The sequence below is a fragment of the Geobacter sp. FeAm09 genome, from assembly GCF_008330225.1.
Taxonomy (GTDB): Bacteria; Desulfobacterota; Desulfuromonadia; order Geobacterales; family Pseudopelobacteraceae; genus Oryzomonas.
This window is the reverse complement of record NZ_CP042466.1, coordinates 3,052,263-3,069,324: the sequence shown is the minus strand read 5'-3', so window position 1 is coordinate 3,069,324 and position 17,062 is coordinate 3,052,263. Positions and strand designations below refer to the sequence as shown.

Below are 17,062 nucleotides of genomic sequence, written 5' to 3'. Positions count from 1 at the left end.
GTACCGGAGCGGATTCCTTGGGGAGGGGCGTCGGGGCCGGGGGACCCGGATTGGCGGCGTCTCGGCAGGCCGGATCACCTTATTTGCTGAGATAATCCCCCAGCAGGTCCCGGCTGTGCTCGTCCTCGTGGCAGTGGGCGCACAGATTTTCCCAGTTGCTGCCGTCGGGCGGGTTGTTGTGGTGGTTGCCATCCTTGTGGTGGACGGTGAGCAGGTGCAGGTTGGACTGGTCGAACTCCCGGCCGCATTTGGCGCAGATCGGGCCGTGGATCTTCAGGGACTTTGTCCGGTAGTTGGTGTTGTCCTCCGTCTGCCGCCGCATGGCCTCTATGCGGGCCGCAGCCTCGGCGGCCGTGGGGAGTTTGACCGTGACCGGTCGTTTGGGGCGTGCCATGGCGATCCTCTCTTATTTTTCTCTCACTCGCTCACTTTGTGCGCTTTGTGAGAGCCGATTGTGACGTTCTGATTTTACTTTTTTGAAATATCTCTCACCCGCTCGCTTTGTTCGCTCAAACTCACAAAGGCACGGAGAAAAGCAAAAAACAATAAAACATGGGTTCAATCTTTCCTCTGTGCCTCTGTGTGCTCTGTGAGAATCGGTTGTGCCGTTTTATCCTTTCCTTTGTGCCTTAGTAGGCTTTGTGAGAGTCATAATACCGGCCGTTTACCCGTTCAGCAGCTTGACCGTGGCCCTGCCGTCCATATAATAGTCGATGATGTTCAGGCAGCCGTAGTTCTGCTCCACGTTGAACATCCCGGCCAAGGGAGCGCCGATGGCGCTCAGGAGCACGATGCGGTTGACCCCGCCGTGCCCCACCACCAGAACCTCCTGCCCCTTGTGGCGTTCGACGATCTCCCCGATGACCGGCATGACCCGTGCCTCCACGTCCAGGAGGTTCTCGCCCCGGGGCACCCGGTAGTTGACCAGGTCGTTCAGGCGGGCCTGCCATTCCATGGGCCAGCGCTGGGCGATCTCCTTCCAGGTGAGCCCTTCCCAGACGCCGATGTTCAGTTCCCTGAGCTCCGGCCTCTTCACCGGCTCGATGCCGAATTGGCCGCAGATGATATCCGCGCCGATGGCGCAGCGGGACAGGTCGCTGGTGTAGCAGGCCGAGAGCGGTTTCCCGGCCAGGCGCTCCTTGAGGACATGGTACTGCTCCAGACCGACGTCGGTCAAGCCCACGTCGGTCTGGCCGTTGTACCGGGGCTGGTCGTGCCCTGCCACCTGGCCGTGGCGGATGAGATAGATGCGGGTTGCCGGGGTCATGTCGATGCGCTTCCTTTCAAAGGGGCCTGGGGATCAGGGGAACCTGACGGCGATGACCGCCAGGGCCGTAATTTCGGCCAGTTCGCTGATGCATCCCAGTACGTCGCCGGTCAGGCCGTCCAGGCGGCGCTGGAAGTAGCAGCGCAGTGCCACGGTCAACAGGATGACGACGATGTAGGCCGAGAGGCCGGTAAGGGGCGGCAGCACAAAGGCCGCCGCCAGGGTGAGGGCCAGGGCCGCAATCAGCCGGCCGTTGCCGGTGCCCTGGATGAAGACCGCTCCCAGCCCCTCCTTGCGGGCATGGCGGGCGCCGGTCATGGCGAGGACCTGGGCGCAACGGGCTAGGGCCGGAAAGAACAGCAGGGCCGGCATCTTGATGCCGGCCGGCACCGCCAGCAGGGCCTGCCATTTCAGGAGCAGGCCGAAGACGATGCCGACGACGCCCACGGCGCCCACCCGGGAGTCCTTCATGACCTCTAGAAAGCGTTCCCGGCCGCCCCGGGCCGCGATGCCGTCGCAGACGTCGGCCAGGCCGTCCAGGTGCAGGGCGCCGGTTACGGCGGCCAGGGCGGTAATCAGCAGGGCGTCGACCAGCGGCCGGGCCAGCCAGGGGGTGAGCAGCCAGTTTAGCCCAGCCAGCAGGGCGCCGATGGTGAGCCCCACCAGGGGGAACAGGGCCGTGGAGCGCCCCAGGTCCCGGGCCTCGCAATCCACCTTGAAGGGGAGCGGTATGATGGTCAGAAACTGGAAAGCGACGAGATAGGGTTTCATGGCGTCATTTCGACCGGGGCGGTGATGGCCAGTTCCGCATAGCCGGTGGCGGCATCGTGGCGGCGCGAAAAACGCACGTCGGGCAGGACCGCCAGTACGATCTCGGCCGTTGTCAGGACGATGCAGCCGTCCAGCAGGTGCCCTCCCAGTACCCGGCCGGTACTGTCGGCAAAGGCGATGTGCAGGTGCGGCCCCTGGGGGGAGAGGGTGCCGGAGAGGGAGACGATCTCCAGCGGCCCCTCGATGATGGTGCCGCCGCCGTTCCCGGCCAGCCGCAGAGCAGCCCTGCTCAGGCTGCCGGCGCAGCTGAGCACGCAGGCGGCGGGCAATTCCCGGTCCAGGAGCAGGCGGGATAGGGAGTTTCGAATGTCATCCCCCGGCCGCAGCCGTACCGACAGCGATGTGATGGAACTGTACATTGCGCCTCGTATACCAGCTCCGAAGCAAGGCGTCATCCGCGCCGGTTTCTCCGACCCCCCGGCGTGACGCTGTACGCCGGTGACGCCTCAAACCCCGCGGCCTTGATCTGCACTCCTGCAATCGGGTGGTATCCCTGTGGTTTGTCCTGCCGATGCGATCGGTCAGATCTTATCCTGTTTCAGGTCATCTGCAAAGAGCTTTCCTGCCCCCCGGGAGGCGCAGAAATTGCCGCACATGGTACAGGTGGCGCTGTCCTCGGGCACCCGGCTGGCGCGGATGGCCCGGGCGTCCCCGGGATAGAGGGCCAGTTGGAACTGCTTCTCCCAGTCCAGGTCGCGGCGGGCCTTGGACATCTCCTTGTCCCGCTCCCGCATCCGCTCCGGGTATTTGTTCATGTCGCCGATATGGGCGGCGATCCTGGCCGCCTTGACCCCCAGGCGCACGTCCTCCTCGGTGGGCAGCGCCAGGTGCTCGGCCGGGGTGATGTAGCAGATCAGGTCGGCGCCGAAGCGGGCCGACTGGGCCGCGCCGATGGCCGAGGTGATGTGGTCGAAGCCGGGGGCCACGTCGGTGGTGATCGGCCCGAGCATGTAGTAGGGGGCGCCGCCGCTCATGCGTTTTTGCAGTTTGATGTTCCCCTCGATCTCGTCCAGGGGGACGTGCCCCGGTCCCTCCACCAGCATCTGGCACCCCATGTCGCGTCCCAGTTCGGCCAGTTCGCAGTTGATGACCAGCTCCTGGATCTGGGCCCGGTCGCTGGAGTCGTGGATGGCGCCGGCCCTGAGGCCGTTCCCCAGGGAGAGCACGGTGTCGTACTTTTTCAGGATCGCCGTCACCCGGTCGAACTGCTCGTAGAGCGGGTTTTCGCGGTCGTTGGCCAGCATCCAGGCCACCATGGAGACCCCCCCCTTGGAAACCAGGCCGCCGTAGCGGTATCCCTGTTTCCTCAAGCGCTCGATGGTGGAGCGGTTGATGCCGCAGTGCACCGCCATGAAGGCCATGCCGTCGGCGCACTGGCGCTCGATCAGGTCGAAGAGCTCTTCGGGGTCGAGGCGGTTCGGGTCGCCGTATTTGCGGGCCGCCTCGCAGAATGCCTGGTAGAGCGGTACGTTGCCCACCGGCAGGTCCACGCAGGCGATCACCTCGCGGCGCACCCGGTCCAGGTCGCCCCCCACGGAGAGTTCCATCAGGGTATCGGCCCCGCTTTCCAGGGCGGCGCGCGCCTTGGCCACCTCGGCCTGGTAGTCGATGATGTCGGATGAGGTGCCGATGGAGGCGTTGACCTTGGTGCGCAGGCCAAAGCCGATGCCGGTGGCTCTGGGCCTGCGGTTGTGGTTCCAGGGGATGACGATCCGCCCCTCGGCCACCATGGCGCGCACGAACTCCGGCGCAAGCGCCTCGTCTGCGGCCACTGCCGCCATCTGGGGGGTGATGATGCCCTCGCGGGCGGATTCGATCTGGGTTTTCATGGGGTGCGACTCCACTCTCATTTTGGATTAAGGTTTATCAGGCTGTTGAGAATCTCAGGTTGTTCAAAAATAGTCAGATCGCCGCACCCGCTCGACAAGCCCTGAGGAGGCCCTCACCCGGCCTTTGGCCACCCTCTCCCAGAGGGAGAGGGTAACAGTATCCCTTCTCCCTTTGGGAGAAGGATAGGATGAGGGGCGCTACGCCGCACGAAAGGACTTTCGAGGACGAAGGCCTGATGGCTGTTTTTCAACAACCTTCTTATAGCTGTTCCGTTACTCCTGCCTGCTCGAAGGTGGCCATCTCTTTCAACACCTTCACCCCGGCCTCGATCAGGCCCATGGCCAGGGCGGCGCCGGTGCCTTCCCCCAGGCGCAGGTCCAGGTTCAGGATCGGCGTGGCGCCGATCCGTTCCAGCATGAAGCGGTGGCCGATCTCCACCGAGGCGTGGGCGGCAAAGATGTAGTCGCGCACATGGGGGTGCATTTCCGAGGCGATCAGCGCGCCGGCGGTGGAGATGAAGCCGTCCACCACCACCGGGATGCCGTTGGCCGCGCACCCCAGCACCAGGCCGGCAATGGCGGCGATCTCCAGCCCCCCCACCTTGGTCAGCACGTCCAGCGGGTCCTTCGGGTCGGGGCGGTTGACGGCCAGGCCCTGTTCGATGGCCCGGATCTTGTTCTCCAGGCCAGCGTCGTTGATGCCGGTGCCGCGGTGGGTCAGCTCCCTGACCGGAATGCCGGAGATGGCGGCGATGATGGCCGAGGAGGGGGTCGTATTGCCGATGCCCAATTCGCCCGTTCCCGCCATGGCCACACCTTCCGCTTTGCACTGGTCGGCCTGGTCGATGCCGACCTTCAGGGCGGCCAGGACCTCGTCACGGGTCATGGCCGGTCCCTTGGCGAAGTTCCGGGTGCCGCGGGCCACCTTGCGGTCGATCAGGCCTTCGACGCCGTTGAAGTCGTAGTCCACCCCCACGTCCACCAACCGCACCTCGGCCCCGGCATGGCGGGCCAGCACGTTGACGCCGGCCCCGCCGGCCAGGATGTTGAAGGCCATCTGGGGGGTGACCTCTTTCGGGAAGGCCGAGACCCCCTCGTCGGTCACGCCGTGGTCGCCGGCAAAGGTGAAGATGACCTTTTTCGCGGTGTCGGGATTCAAGGTGCCGCTGATGGCGGCGAAACGGCGGCCGAACTCCTCCAGCCTGCCCAGGGAGCCGAGCGGCTTGGTCTTGATGTCCAGCCGGCCCTGGGCCTGTTCCAGCAATTGGGGGCTGACCGGTTTGATGCGTTCCAGCGTGGCTTCTACGATGTTCATGGTTGTATTCTCCTTTTGGGGAAAGAAAGCATTACCACGGAGGACACGGAGAAAGGCGGGAGGGAAAAGGCACAACATAATCAAAGGCCAAATTTACAGGGATGAGGACAAAGGGTGGCATACCGGGTTTGGTCCTGTAAAATAAGCTTGTGCTTTTCTCGCGTTTTTCCTCCGTGTCCTCTGTGCCCTCCGTGGTGAGCTTGTTTTTGTGTGAATGCTATTTCAACCTGAGCGGTATGCCGCTGATGACCACGTGGACCTCGTCCGCCATGGCCGCCAGAATCTGGTTGGCCTGGCCGGCAATGTCGCGGAAGCGGCGCGCCAGGCGGTTTTCCGGCACGATCCCCTGGCCGACCTCGTTGGATACGACAATCACCGGGGTCTGCATCTCCCGCAGGGCGGCCGTCAGGCGGTGCACATCCTCCAGGATGCGCGCCTCGGCGTCGTCACTCTGCTCTTCATAGTGAAAAAGCAGGTTGGAGAGCCACAGGGTGAGGCAGTCCACCAGTATCGCATTGCAGGTGCCGTCGCAGGTTGCCAGCGCCCGGGACAGGTGCAGGGGCTCCTCAATGGTCTGCCAGGCGTCGCCGCGGCGCAGGCGATGCTTCCCGACCCGTTCCGCCATCTCGTCGTCCAGGGTCTGGGCCGTGGCCAGGTAGCCGAGCGGCGCACCGAATCGTTGGGCCAGCTCCTCGGCGAAACGGCTCTTGCCGCTTCGCGCTCCACCGGTAATGAAGATCGTTTTGGTCATGCGCTCCTCGCGGCAGTTATTTGCGAACAAACCCTTGACGAAAAAAGCCCCTGCACATGAACTTACATGGGCAGGGGCTCGAAAATACCAGGATGAAGATGCTATCCGGCTCCGGCCCCTCGTTCCACGGAGGTCCCAAAAGCGTCGGAATGGCAGGTTTCCTGGCTTGGGGATCATTCCTTTGCCGCGCCTTCCCAGGTCTCCCCAGTGGCATGAAGCGGCATCGGTCCCCCCTTACAGTTGCGGGACAGCGAGGGAGTCGCACCCTCTTCCCTTTTAACCGCGCTGCTCAAGAGCGCGGCACCAGACCGGTTGGTAAACAGTTACGGATTTTGTATCAGACGGCACGGCAATTGTCAAAACGGAAAGTGACGGGCGGCATGCCATCGTTACGCGTATTCCGGTAGTTGCCCGTATTTGCTTGCATATTTAATTCGCGTGGACCAGGCGGTTGCCATAACATTGAAAACGGAACACGTGTCCCGATGGGGCGGGCGGATCGGATGATGAACCGTTTCGGCAAATATAACGGCCTGTTGGGAAAAAAATTATCACACCCCTTGATTTTTACCCCCCCGTTGATTATATTTCTTTCCGTTAGCACTCAGTCGGTTTGAGTGCTAATCTCGTCTATGACTTGACACCACCAACGGTAATGGAAAGGAGAAGGACAACATGAGTTTGAGACCACTTCAGGACCGCATCCTCGTCAAGAGGGTCGAAGAAGAAACCAGGACGGCTGGGGGGCTCTTCATCCCTGAAACCGCAAAGGAAAAACCGCAGCGTGGCGAGATCGTGGCCGCCGGCAACGGCAAGAAGACCGAAGACGGCAAGGTGCTGCCCCTGGACGTGAAGGTGGGGGACAAGGTGCTGTTCGGCAAGTACTCGGGTACCGAGATCAAGGTGGACGGTGAAGAGTATCTGATTATGCGGGAAGACGACATCCTGGCCATCGTAGAATAAAGAAACGGTCTTTTTTCGCCCTGGCCCCGCCAATTGTCGCAATGCCTTTGTGCGACGTACCTCCGGTACGTCTCCGCGGCATTTCTCAATTGACAGTCCCAGGACAAAAAAATCCTCGTTTCAAAAAGCTTTATTAAATTCTTAAATACCTACATGGAGGAATAAGACATGGCTGCAAAGATCATCAAGTTCGACCAGGATGGCCGCAACGCCATTCTGAAGGGTGTCAACACCCTGGCTGACGCCGTTAAGGTTACCCTCGGCCCCAAAGGCCGTAATGTCGTTATCGACAAATCCTTCGGCGCGCCGCTGATCACCAAGGACGGCGTAACGGTCGCCAAGGAGATCGAACTGGAAGACAAGTTCGAAAACATGGGCGCCCAGCTGGTGAAGGAAGTCGCTTCCAAGACCTCCGATGTCGCCGGCGACGGCACCACCACCGCCACGGTCCTGGCCCAGGCCATCTACCGTCAGGGTTCCAAGCTGGTGGCTGCCGGCCACAATCCGATGGAGATCAAGCGCGGCATCGACAAGGCCGTCGAGACCATCGTGGATGAGCTGAAAAAGATCTCCAAGCCGATCAAGGACCACAAGGAAATCGCTCAGGTCGGCACCATCTCCGCCAACAACGACAAGACCATCGGCGACATCATTGCCGAGGCCATGGAAAAGGTCGGCAAGGAAGGCGTGATCACCGTCGAGGAAGCCAAGGCCATGGAAACGAGCCTTGAAACCGTGGAAGGCATGCAGTTCGACCGCGGCTACCTCTCCCCCTACTTTGTCACCGATCCGGAGCGCATGGAGGCCACCCTCGAGAACGCCGTGATCCTGATCCACGACAAGAAGATCTCCAACATGAAGGACCTGCTCCCGGTCCTCGAGCAGACCGCCAAAACCGGCCGTCCGCTGCTGATCATCGCCGAGGACATCGAAGGCGAAGCGCTGGCTACCCTGGTGGTCAACAAACTGCGCGGCGTGCTGAACGTTGCCGCCGTCAAGGCCCCCGGTTTCGGCGACCGCCGCAAGGCCATGCTGGAAGACCTGGCCATCCTGACCGGCGGCCAGGTGATCTCCGAAGAGGTCGGCTTCAAACTCGACCAGACGACCATCGAGATGCTGGGCCGCGCCAAGCGCATCACCATCGATAAGGACAACACCACCATCATCGACGGCGACGGCAAGGAAGAAGCCATCCAGGGCCGCGTCAAGATGATCCGTGCCCAGATCGAGGAAACCACCAGCGATTACGACCGTGAAAAGCTCCAGGAGCGCCTGGCCAAGCTGGTGGGCGGCGTTGCCGTCATCAAGGTCGGTGCCGCTACCGAAGTGGAGATGAAAGAGAAGAAGGCCCGCGTGGAAGACGCCCTGCACGCCACCCGCGCAGCCGTTGACGAGGGCATCGTCCCGGGCGGCGGCGTTGCCTACATCCGCGCCCTCAAGGTGCTGGACGGCCTTAAGTTGGCCGCCGAGCAGCAGTTCGGCGTGAACGTGATCAAGGCCTCCCTGGAAGCCCCGATCCGCCAGATCGCCGAGAACGCCGGCATCGACGCCTCCATCGTGGTGGACAAGGTCAAAAACGGCAAGGACGCTTTCGGCTACGACGCCTCCTCCGACGAGTACGTGGACATGATCAAGACCGGCATCATCGACCCGACCAAGGTCTCCCGCTCGGCCCTGCAGAATGCCTCCTCCATCGCCGGCCTGATGCTGACCACCGAGGCCCTGATCGCCGAGAAGCCGAAGGACGAATCCGCACTGCCCGCCATGCCGGGCGGCGGTATGGGTGGTATGGGCGGCATGGGCGGCATGTACTAACCGGGAAAACGTCTCTTTTCCGCCCTGGCTGCGTCAATCGGCGGGCTTGCTTGTGCGGCGTAGCGCTGCTACGCCTCCGCGCAACCCCTTGATTTCCTGCCCAGGACGAAAAATAGAGCGTTTTCCAAAGGCGACGTTCCCGCACGTGTATGGGCAAAAGGCCGGAGGCATCATGTCTCCGGCCTTTTGCGTTTAAATCAGTTGCCCGGAGGGCATTTACGTCATATTATGAGGCCGCTGGCAGACTCTATTGGCTGAAAGAGGGGGAGAGCATGGACCTGATCGGAAAAGCCCTGACCATGAGCGACCTGGTTGCCTACCAGGACGGCTCGGTGGTCAGCAAGACCCTGATCGACAAGAAGATCGGGACGTTGACGCTGTTTTCCTTCGATGCCGGGCAAGGGCTTTCCGAACATACCGCCCCCTACGACGCCTTTGTGCAGGTGGTGGACGGCGAGGCCGAGGTGACCATCGAAGGGAGCGCCCAGACGGTGGGGGCCGGCCAGATGATCATCATGCCGGCCAACAAGCCCCATGCGCTCAAGGCGGTCAAGCCGTTCAAGATGCTCCTGGTGATGATCCGCGCGTGACCGCTCCAGGCCATGCCGGCCCGACGAAAACGGGGAACGGAGACGCTTTCCGTTGCGGACCTTTTGCCGTGCGACGCCCCCGCTGCCTGGCGGGGCAAGAGAAGGGACACTATGCCTGAAAAAACCGCCGTATTGCTGCTCCAGATGGGGGGGCCGGATTCCCTGGACGCCGTCGAACCGTTTCTCTGCAACCTGTTTTCGGACCGGGACATCATCCGTATCGGGCCGGCTTTCCTGCAGCCGGTGATCGCGCGCATCATCTCCCGCCGGCGCGCCCGCACGGTGGTCGAGTATTACCGCCGGATGGGGGGAAAGTCGCCCCTGCGTGAGTTGACCGAGCAGCAGGGCGCCGAGCTGGAAAAGGTTTTGGGGGGGGGTATCGCTGCTTCGTGGCCATGCGCTATTGGAAGCCGGACACCATCGAAGCCCTGGCGGCCATCAGGCGCGAGGGCATCAGCCGGATCGTGGCGCTGTCGCTTTATCCCCACTATTCCCGGGCCACCACCGGTTCCAGTTTCAACGAGCTGGAGCGGGTGCTGGCCCAGGCGAAGGTCCGCTTCGATCTGACCTCTGTCCGCCAGTTCTACGACCATCCCGGCTATATTGGCGCCCTGGTGGAGAAGGTCGAAGAGGGGCTGGCCGAATATGCCGACCGAAGCGCCGTGCAGCTGCTCTTTTCGGCCCACGGCCTGCCCCAGTCGTTCATCGATTCCGGCGACCCCTACCTGGACCACATCCAGGCCACGGTGCGGCTGGTAATGGAACATTTCGGCGGCATCTCGCACCATCTGGCCTTCCAGTCGCGGGCCGGACCGGTCAAGTGGCTGGAGCCGTCCACCGAGAGCAAGATCGAGGAACTGGCGGCGGCGGGGTGCAAGGAGCTGCTGGTGGTGCCCCTTTCCTTCGTCTCCGACCATATCGAGACCCTCTACGAGATCGATATCCAGTACCGGGAAGAGGCCCGGCAACTGGGTATTGCCGACTTCCGGCGCAGCGGGTCCCTCAACAGCTCGCCCGCCTTCATCCAGTGCCTGGCCGATCTGGTGCGGGGTGCCGAAGCGTCTCCATAATTGCCCATAATTTCTCCACGATAACCGCGCAGTTGTCGGGTAACCTGCAATCATCACATCACGAAACGAGGAGGATCTACACCATGAAAAAGCTGTTGATGCCGATGATTGCCCTTGCCGTTGCCCTTGCCGCCACGAGCGGCGCGTTCGCCTACGGCAACGGCGGCCGCGGATGCGGCAACTGTGCCGCCCCCAGCGCCGCGCACCAGGAACAGTTCCGCACGTTTCAACGGGATACCATCGATCTGCGGCAGGAGATGATGATCAAGCGCTTCGAACTGCAGCGGGAAAACCTGAAGGCTGCTCCCGATGCGGCGCGTATGGCAGCGCTCCAGACCGAAATCGGCGCGCTTCAGGCCAAGATCCGCGATATCCGCGCCAAGAACGGCCTCCCCGCAGGCAGGTGGGACGGCGAGTGCGGCGGCATGGGATACGGGAAAGGGATGGGGAAGGGCATGGGCGGATGCGGCGGCGTACCGTGCAACGGCCCGATGGCCCGTTAACCTTGGGACCGGCGGCACGGGAGGGGGGAAAATCACCATTGCGCTTCCCCTCCCGCGCGGCCTGCCCGCCTGAGCGGATAGGTGTGGGAACGTCATGATGCATCGCCTGTTGGCATACATAACCGTGCTGCTTGTTGCCTCGGCCCCCTTTGCCCGGGCGGAGATGCCGCAGGGCACCGGCGGGAGCGGGGAGGACCGGAGCCTGCACGGGCCGGGGCCCGGCCACGGTCAGCACGGCATGCACGGCAGGTGCGGCAAGCGGCGCGGCGACTGCTATGGTGCCCGTCGCCCCGTCGCCGGCGCCGCCGATGCCCGCAACCAGATCGTACGCTACCTGGAAGGACAGGATGTGACCGTTGCCAAGCTGGTGGAAAAGCAGTGGCGCTACGAGGCCGACATCCTCGACCGGCAGGGGACGCTCGTCGACAGGGTCATGATCGACAAGCGCTCGGGCCGTATCCGCTCCCTCTATTGACCGCTGTGTGACTCCAACGGGAGAGATCTCCCGAACTTCCCTGTTTGAGGGGCTGCCGTGCTTTCACCCGTACTCGTCGTGGAGGATGATCTCAAACTGGCCCGGATCGTCAAGGCCTACCTGGAAGGGGCCGATTTCCGGGTGGTGCACGCGGCCACCGTCAGGGAAGCCCTGGCGCGGGCCTCGCAGGAGGTGCCCCTGGCGGTGGTTCTCGATCTGGGGCTGCCCGACGGCAGCGGCGAGGAGTTGTGCCAGGACCTGAAAGCGCTGGGCGACATGCCGATCATCATGCTGACCGCCAAGTCGTCCGAGGAGGAGCGCATCGCCGGCTTCTCCCTGGGGGCCGACGATTACGTGGTCAAACCCGCCAGCCCGCGGGAACTGGTGTGCCGCCTCAAGGCGGTTCTGAGACGTTCCGAGGCCGGTTCGGCCCCCGGTCGGCCGCTCTCCTTCAACAACGGGAAGCTGGTGCTGGACGGCAACCGCTACGAGATAACCAAGCAGGGGACCATCATTACCGTCACCCCCACCGAATTCAAGCTCCTGTTCACCCTGGCCTCATCCCCCCAACGAACCTTCACCCGCGACGAACTGGTTTCCAAGGCGCTCGGCTATTCATTCGAGGGCTACGAACGCAGCATCGACTCGCACGTCAAGAACCTGCGCCATAAGATCGAGGACGACAGCCGCAAACCGGAATTTCTGAAGACGGTCTACGGGGTCGGCTACCTGTTCTGCGGAGAGCGGGATGCGCTGTAGCCTGCGCTGCAAATTCCTGCTCCTGTTCCTGGCGGTGTCGGCCGTGGCCCTGTCGGCGTCCATCGTCCTGCGCGGCTTCATCATGCGGGATTTCAACCGCTATCGGGACGGCGACGCCCAGGACCGGGTCCAGCATGTGATCGCCATGGTCGAGGGTGGGTACGAAAAACGCGGCGCCTGGGAGCCGGCCGCCGTGGCCGAGGATCTTGCCTGGGCATTGCAGCTGGATGTGGAGGCGCGCCTGTTCGACCAAGCGGGCAGAGCGGTCCTGGATACGGCAGGTGCCCTGGAACGCCTGACCCCCCTGATGCGGAAGCGGGTTCTCGACGCCAGCAGTTACGATCCCGACGAGGCGCCGGGCGAGTTCGTCCCGTATCCGCTGTTCCTCAGGGGCGAGGAGATCGGCCGCCTGGATGTGCGGGTGCTCAACCCGCTCAAGGAGGCGTATTTCATCAGTTCGTCCAACCGCTTCCTGGCCGTCTCCCTGGGGGTGCTGGGGATCGCCGCCCTTCTGCTCAGCCTGGCGGCCTCCCGCAGGCTCGCCCGGCCGGTCCTGGAACTGGCGGCGGCGGCCGGCGACATCGCCGGGGGGGATCTGGCGCGCCGCGTGCGGGTCATGGGGAGCGACGAGATGGGCCGGTTGTCCGAGAGTTTCAACCGCATGGCCGCCGCCCTCCAGACCCAGGAGAAGCTGCGCCGGCGGCTGCTCTCCGGAACGGCCCACGAACTGCGTACGCCGCTGGCCATCATCAAGGGGGAGTTGGAGGGGATGATGGACCATGTCCTGCCGGTCACCCGGGAGGCGCTCCAATCGCTGCACGACGAGGCGGTCCGCCTGACCGCGATCCTGGACGGGGTGGACGACCTGACCCGGGCCGAGGCCGGCAGCATGAACCTCCGGCCGGAGCGCATCCTGCTCCGGCCGTTCCTCGCCGCCATCGTGGGTCGTTTCGAGCGCCTCTTTGCCGAAAAGCAGGCGGTCCTCCTCCTGGATTGCTCGCGCGATCTCGAACTGGAGGCCGATCCGGACCGCCTGAGCCAGATCGTCATCAACCTGTTGAGCAACGCCCTCAAGGCGGTCGGCACGGGAGGCCGGGCCACCGTGGTCGCCGGAACCGGGGATGAGGGGATCGTCATCGACGTGGCCGATAACGGGCGCGGCATCGCCGCCGCCGATCTGCCCCACGTCTTCGAGCGTTTCTACAAGGGCCCCCAGGGCGGCCTGGGATTGGGGCTGGCCATCGTCAAGGAGCTGGTGGAGGGGCACGGCGGGCGGATCGAGGTCCACAGCCGGGAAGGGGAGGGGAGCCGTTTCCGGGTGCTCCTGCCGGCGCCGCGTTACGGCAGTTGAATTAGCCGCCCGGTTGGCGTAAAATCCATCCCGGCATAACCCTATCCCATACTGCCGTCAAGGAGGCATCATGCTGAAACAGTTTCTGGTCGTCGTCGCATTCCTGTTCACCGCCGGCGTCGCCTGCGCCGCGCCGAAGGGGGGCGGCAATCCGGTCGTCCTCATGGAAACCAGCCAGGGCGCCATCAAGCTGGAGCTGTTCGAAAAGGAGGCGCCCCTCAGCGTCAAGAACTTCCTCGCCTATGTCAACAGCGGGTTTTATAACGGCACGATCTTCCACCGCGTCATAAACGGCTTCATGATCCAGGGGGGCGGCTTCACCGCCGACTTCGTCCAGAAGCCGACCGTGGCTCCCATCAAAAACGAGGCGGCCAACGGCCTGAAAAACGACCGGGGCACCATCGCCATGGCCCGCACCGGCATGCCGGACAGCGCCACGGCACAGTTCTTCATCAACGTGGTGGACAACGACATGCTGAACCGCCCCAACCCGGACGGCTACGGCTATGCCGTCTTCGGCAAGGTGGTTGAGGGGATGTACGTGGTGGACAAGATAAAGGCGGTCAGGACCGGATACCATAACGGCATGAGGGATGTGCCCGAACAGCAGGTCGTGATCAAGTCCGTGAAGGTTTTGAAATAGGTTGTGCTGCGGTACGCTGCGCGGCCCGACAGTGGGGGGGGTATGACGATTCGCGGGATTCGCACGATGATGGCGGCAGCGGCGCTGGTTTCGATCATGGCGCATCAGGCGTGGGGGGGCGGTGGTGGGGCTGCGGTGACCACCTCGACCATGGCCGAACAGACCGGCGTGGCGGTGACCATCTACAATTCCAGCCTCGGTCTGGTCAAGGACCTGCGCGTGCTGCACCTGCCCCGGGGCCGCAGCGAACTCCGTTTCATGGATGTGGCCACGGCCATCATGCCGGCCAGCGTCCATATCCGGTCCCTTGCGGACGGGGGCGGCCTGAATGTCCTGGAGCAGAACTACGAGTATGACCTGCTCAGCCCCCAGAAGCTGATGGACAAGTACGTGGGCAAAGAGGTCAAACTCTACCAGAAAAACCCCTACAGCGAGCGGGAAGAGGTGGTGACCGCCACGCTCCTCGCCAACAACAACGGCCCGGTATTCAGGATCGGCAACGAGATCACCTACGGCCATCCGGGGCGGGTGATCTTCCCCCAGGTGCCGGACAGCCTTATCGCCAGCCCGACCCTGGTGTGGCTCCTGGAAAACGGCCGCGAGAAAGCGCAGACGGTGGAGGCCGCCTACCTGACCGGCGGCATAACCTGGCGCGCCGACTACGTCATGACCCTCAACGAACGGGACGACAAGGCCGATCTGGGGGGGTGGGTCACCATCACCAACAACAGCGGGGCAACCTATCCCAACGCCGCCGTCAAACTGGTGGCCGGGGACGTGAACCGGGTCCGCGACGAGGTGCAGCCGCGCTATGCCGCCAAGGCCATGCTGGCGGCGCCCGCTCCCGCCCCCCAGTTCAGGGAGGAGGGGCTTCTGGAGTACCACCTGTACACGCTCCAGCGCCCCACCACCATCAAGGACAACCAGTCCAAGCAGATCAGCCTCTTTGACGCCGCCGACATACCGGTGCGCAAGGAACTGCTCCTCGCCGGCGCTTCCTATTACTACCAGGACGCCTACGGCGGGGATATCGCCAAAAAACAGAAGATCGGCGTGTATATCGAACTGGAGAACCGGGAGAGAAACCACCTGGGGATGCCGCTGCCCAAGGGGACCGTGCGGGTCTATAAAAAGGACGGCGACAAGTCGCTCCAGTTCGTGGGCGAGGACGCCATCGACCATACCCCGCGGGACGAGAAGGTGCGCATCAAGCTGGGGGAGGCCTTCGACGTGGTGGCCGACAAGAAGCAGACCGACTGGAAGAAACGCGCCAAGGACAGCTACGAGGCGGCCTACGAGATCTCGATCCGCAACCACAAGAAAGAGGCGGTCGTGGTGCGGGTGACGGAACCGGTCCCGGGCGACTGGCAGGTGCTCAGCTCCAGCCACGATTACGTCAAGGCCGGCTCCGGCGTCCTGGAGTACCGGATACCGGTGGCTGCGGATGGGGAGGCGAAGCTGACCTATCGGGTGGTGATGCGCTATTAGCTGAAAGGCCCGCCCCCGGTTTTCCCCCGCCGGGGCGGGCGACCTACGGTGACCGGCCGTGAACGGATTCTTCTCAGCATTTCTGGATGTCCTTTTTCCCCCGCTGTGCCATCTCTGCCGGGCGTTCGTTCCCGATGCCGGCCCCCTGCACATCTGCCCGGCATGCCGGGAACGGCTGTCCGGCGTGCCCCACCCGCTCTGCCCGGTGTGCGGCATTCCCTTCCCGGGGGCGGGCGACGACCATGTGTGCGGCGCGTGCCGTCATTCGCCGCCCGACTTTGGGGCCGCCCGGGCGGCCCTGCTCTACGAGGGGGAGTGCCGCGAACTGATCCACGCCTACAAATACCGGTACAAGACCCACCTGCGCCGTCCCCTGGCCCTGCTGGCGGCCGCCCCCCTGCGGGAGTTCGTGGCCGCGTGCGCCCCGGAGCTGATGGTGCCGGTGCCGCTGCACGTGCGAAGGCTCAGGGAGCGCGGTTTCAACCAGGCGGTACTGCTGGGCGAGGTCTGGGCGCGGGAATGGGGTATCCCCCTGGAACGCGCCGCCATGCGGCGCATCCGCTGGACCGAGCCGCAGATCACCCTGACGGCGGCAGAGCGGCGCGCCAATGTCCAGGGCGCCTTCGACGTCAGGGATGCCGGCCTCGTACGGGGGCGGCGCGTCTTGCTGGTGGACGATGTCTATACCACCGGCAGCACCGTGCGGGAGTGCGCCCGCGTGCTCAGGGCGGCCGGCGCCGACGGGGTGCGGTGGTCACGGTCGCCAGGGCTGTGGAAAGTTGAGCTGCACCTGGTGGAATCCTGCCGAAAACCAGCGCCAGCTTGTGTGGAATAGCGGAATTGTTTTGGTTAGTTTTGTTGACGGATACGGTGTATTTTTGCTATAGATGGTGCTACCAACGATGTCACCGTCCGGGAGGAAGCTATGCGTCTGTCAACGAAAAGTCGGTACGGCCTGCGGGCCCTTTTCGACATTGCCTACAACTGTGGCACCATGCCGGCCCAGATCCAGGACATCTCCCGCCGTCAGCAGATCTCTCCCCGGTATCTCGAACAGATCTTCCAGAACCTCAAGCGGGCCGGGATACTGAAAAGCAAGCGCGGACCCCAGGGGGGCTACTGCCTGGCCAAAAAGCCGGAGGAGATCACGGTTCTGGACGTGCTGTGCGCCACCGAACTGGACGTGCTCCTGGTGGATTGCACCGGGACGACGCCGAAAAAGCGCAAGCGCAAGAGCGACTGCCCCTTCGAGGGACAGTGCGTGACCCAGACGGTGTGGGAAGAGGCCACCACGCTGCTCAACACCCTGTTTTCCGGCATAACCCTCCAGACGCTGTGCCAGCGCGGACTGGAGATGGGGATCAAGAAGGAGCAGGACCACCGCTTCATGTACTATATCTAGGGAGCGCAGG

18 protein-coding genes, 1 pseudogene and 1 riboswitch are annotated in these 17,062 nt (G+C 63.6%); of the genes and pseudogenes, 12 read left to right on the top strand and 7 right to left on the bottom strand.

Annotated features, from left to right (window positions below; genetic code table 11):
* Positions 1–79: 79 nt before the first annotated feature.
* The 7 genes from FO488_RS14390 to cobU form a co-directional block, all read right to left on the bottom strand.
* Positions 80–394 (bottom strand): YajD family HNH nuclease, encoded by a 315-nt coding sequence (locus tag FO488_RS14390; protein WP_149211193.1) that lies wholly within the window; start codon positions 392–394, stop codon positions 80–82.
* Between the two features lie 270 nt (positions 395–664).
* Complete coding sequence (cobC, locus tag FO488_RS14385) at positions 665–1,267, bottom strand: alpha-ribazole phosphatase (RefSeq protein WP_149211192.1); 603 nt, start codon at positions 1,265–1,267, stop codon at positions 665–667.
* A 33-nt stretch (positions 1,268–1,300) separates the two neighbouring features.
* Positions 1,301–2,038: an adenosylcobinamide-GDP ribazoletransferase gene (gene cobS / locus FO488_RS14380; RefSeq protein WP_149211191.1), complete on the bottom strand. Its 738-nt coding sequence runs from the start codon at positions 2,036–2,038 to the stop codon at positions 1,301–1,303.
* The gene (locus FO488_RS14375) at positions 2,035–2,457 is read right to left on the bottom strand and encodes a PPC domain-containing DNA-binding protein (protein ID WP_205743282.1); all 423 of its coding nucleotides are present in this window, start codon (positions 2,455–2,457) and stop codon (positions 2,035–2,037) included. Before FO488_RS14375 ends, cobS begins: the two co-directional genes overlap by 4 nt.
* 162 nt (positions 2,458–2,619) lie before the next feature.
* On the bottom strand, positions 2,620–3,927 hold the full coding sequence (gene thiC / locus FO488_RS14370) for a phosphomethylpyrimidine synthase ThiC (protein WP_149211190.1): 1,308 nt from the start codon (positions 3,925–3,927) through the stop codon (positions 2,620–2,622).
* A 259-nt stretch (positions 3,928–4,186) separates the two neighbouring features.
* On the bottom strand, positions 4,187–5,242 hold the full coding sequence (cobT, locus tag FO488_RS14365) for a nicotinate-nucleotide--dimethylbenzimidazole phosphoribosyltransferase (RefSeq protein WP_149211189.1): 1,056 nt from the start codon (positions 5,240–5,242) through the stop codon (positions 4,187–4,189).
* Between the two features lie 217 nt (positions 5,243–5,459).
* A complete protein-coding gene (gene cobU, locus FO488_RS14360) occupies positions 5,460–5,993 on the bottom strand; it encodes a bifunctional adenosylcobinamide kinase/adenosylcobinamide-phosphate guanylyltransferase (protein WP_149211188.1) in 534 nt (177 codons plus the stop codon).
* A gap of 133 nt (positions 5,994–6,126) precedes the next feature.
* Positions 6,127–6,316, bottom strand: a riboswitch (cobalamin riboswitch).
* 352 nt (positions 6,317–6,668) lie between these two features.
* Between cobU and groES the strand changes: the two genes are divergently transcribed.
* From groES to FO488_RS14300, 12 genes and pseudogenes are all read left to right on the top strand, one after another.
* Positions 6,669–6,956 carry a co-chaperone GroES gene (gene groES, locus FO488_RS14355; protein ID WP_149211187.1) on the top strand — a complete coding sequence of 96 codons (288 nt, stop codon included), beginning with the start codon at positions 6,669–6,671 and terminating at the stop codon, positions 6,954–6,956.
* 168 nt (positions 6,957–7,124) lie between these two features.
* Positions 7,125–8,771 (top strand): chaperonin GroEL, encoded by a 1,647-nt coding sequence (groL, locus tag FO488_RS14350; protein ID WP_149211186.1) that lies wholly within the window; start codon positions 7,125–7,127, stop codon positions 8,769–8,771.
* A gap of 272 nt (positions 8,772–9,043) precedes the next feature.
* A complete protein-coding gene (locus tag FO488_RS14345; RefSeq protein ID WP_149211185.1) occupies positions 9,044–9,361 on the top strand; it encodes a cupin domain-containing protein in 318 nt (105 codons plus the stop codon).
* A gap of 12 nt (positions 9,362–9,373) precedes the next feature.
* Positions 9,374–10,431, top strand: a pseudogene (gene hemH, locus FO488_RS14340) (ferrochelatase).
* A gap of 83 nt (positions 10,432–10,514) precedes the next feature.
* Complete coding sequence (locus tag FO488_RS14335) at positions 10,515–10,934, top strand: hypothetical protein (protein WP_149211184.1); 420 nt, start codon at positions 10,515–10,517, stop codon at positions 10,932–10,934.
* A gap of 94 nt (positions 10,935–11,028) precedes the next feature.
* Positions 11,029–11,409, top strand: coding sequence for a hypothetical protein (locus FO488_RS14330; RefSeq protein ID WP_149211183.1), 381 nt, complete (start codon positions 11,029–11,031; stop codon positions 11,407–11,409).
* A 57-nt stretch (positions 11,410–11,466) separates the two neighbouring features.
* Complete coding sequence (locus FO488_RS14325; protein ID WP_149211182.1) at positions 11,467–12,168, top strand: response regulator transcription factor; 702 nt, start codon at positions 11,467–11,469, stop codon at positions 12,166–12,168.
* A complete protein-coding gene (locus FO488_RS14320) occupies positions 12,158–13,519 on the top strand; it encodes a cell wall metabolism sensor histidine kinase WalK (protein WP_149211181.1) in 1,362 nt (453 codons plus the stop codon). Before FO488_RS14325 ends, FO488_RS14320 begins: the two co-directional genes overlap by 11 nt.
* A 70-nt stretch (positions 13,520–13,589) precedes the next feature.
* Positions 13,590–14,162: a peptidylprolyl isomerase gene (locus FO488_RS14315; protein WP_149211180.1), complete on the top strand. Its 573-nt coding sequence runs from the start codon at positions 13,590–13,592 to the stop codon at positions 14,160–14,162.
* Positions 14,163–14,204: 42 nt separating this feature from the next.
* Positions 14,205–15,650: a DUF4139 domain-containing protein gene (locus FO488_RS14310; protein ID WP_240731959.1), complete on the top strand. Its 1,446-nt coding sequence runs from the start codon at positions 14,205–14,207 to the stop codon at positions 15,648–15,650.
* 58 nt (positions 15,651–15,708) lie between these two features.
* Positions 15,709–16,485 carry a ComF family protein gene (locus FO488_RS14305; protein ID WP_149211179.1) on the top strand — a complete coding sequence of 259 codons (777 nt, stop codon included), beginning with the start codon at positions 15,709–15,711 and terminating at the stop codon, positions 16,483–16,485.
* Positions 16,486–16,575: 90 nt separating this feature from the next.
* Positions 16,576–17,052: an Rrf2 family transcriptional regulator gene (locus tag FO488_RS14300; protein ID WP_149211178.1), complete on the top strand. Its 477-nt coding sequence runs from the start codon at positions 16,576–16,578 to the stop codon at positions 17,050–17,052.
* The last annotated feature ends 10 nt before the right edge of the window (positions 17,053–17,062 follow it).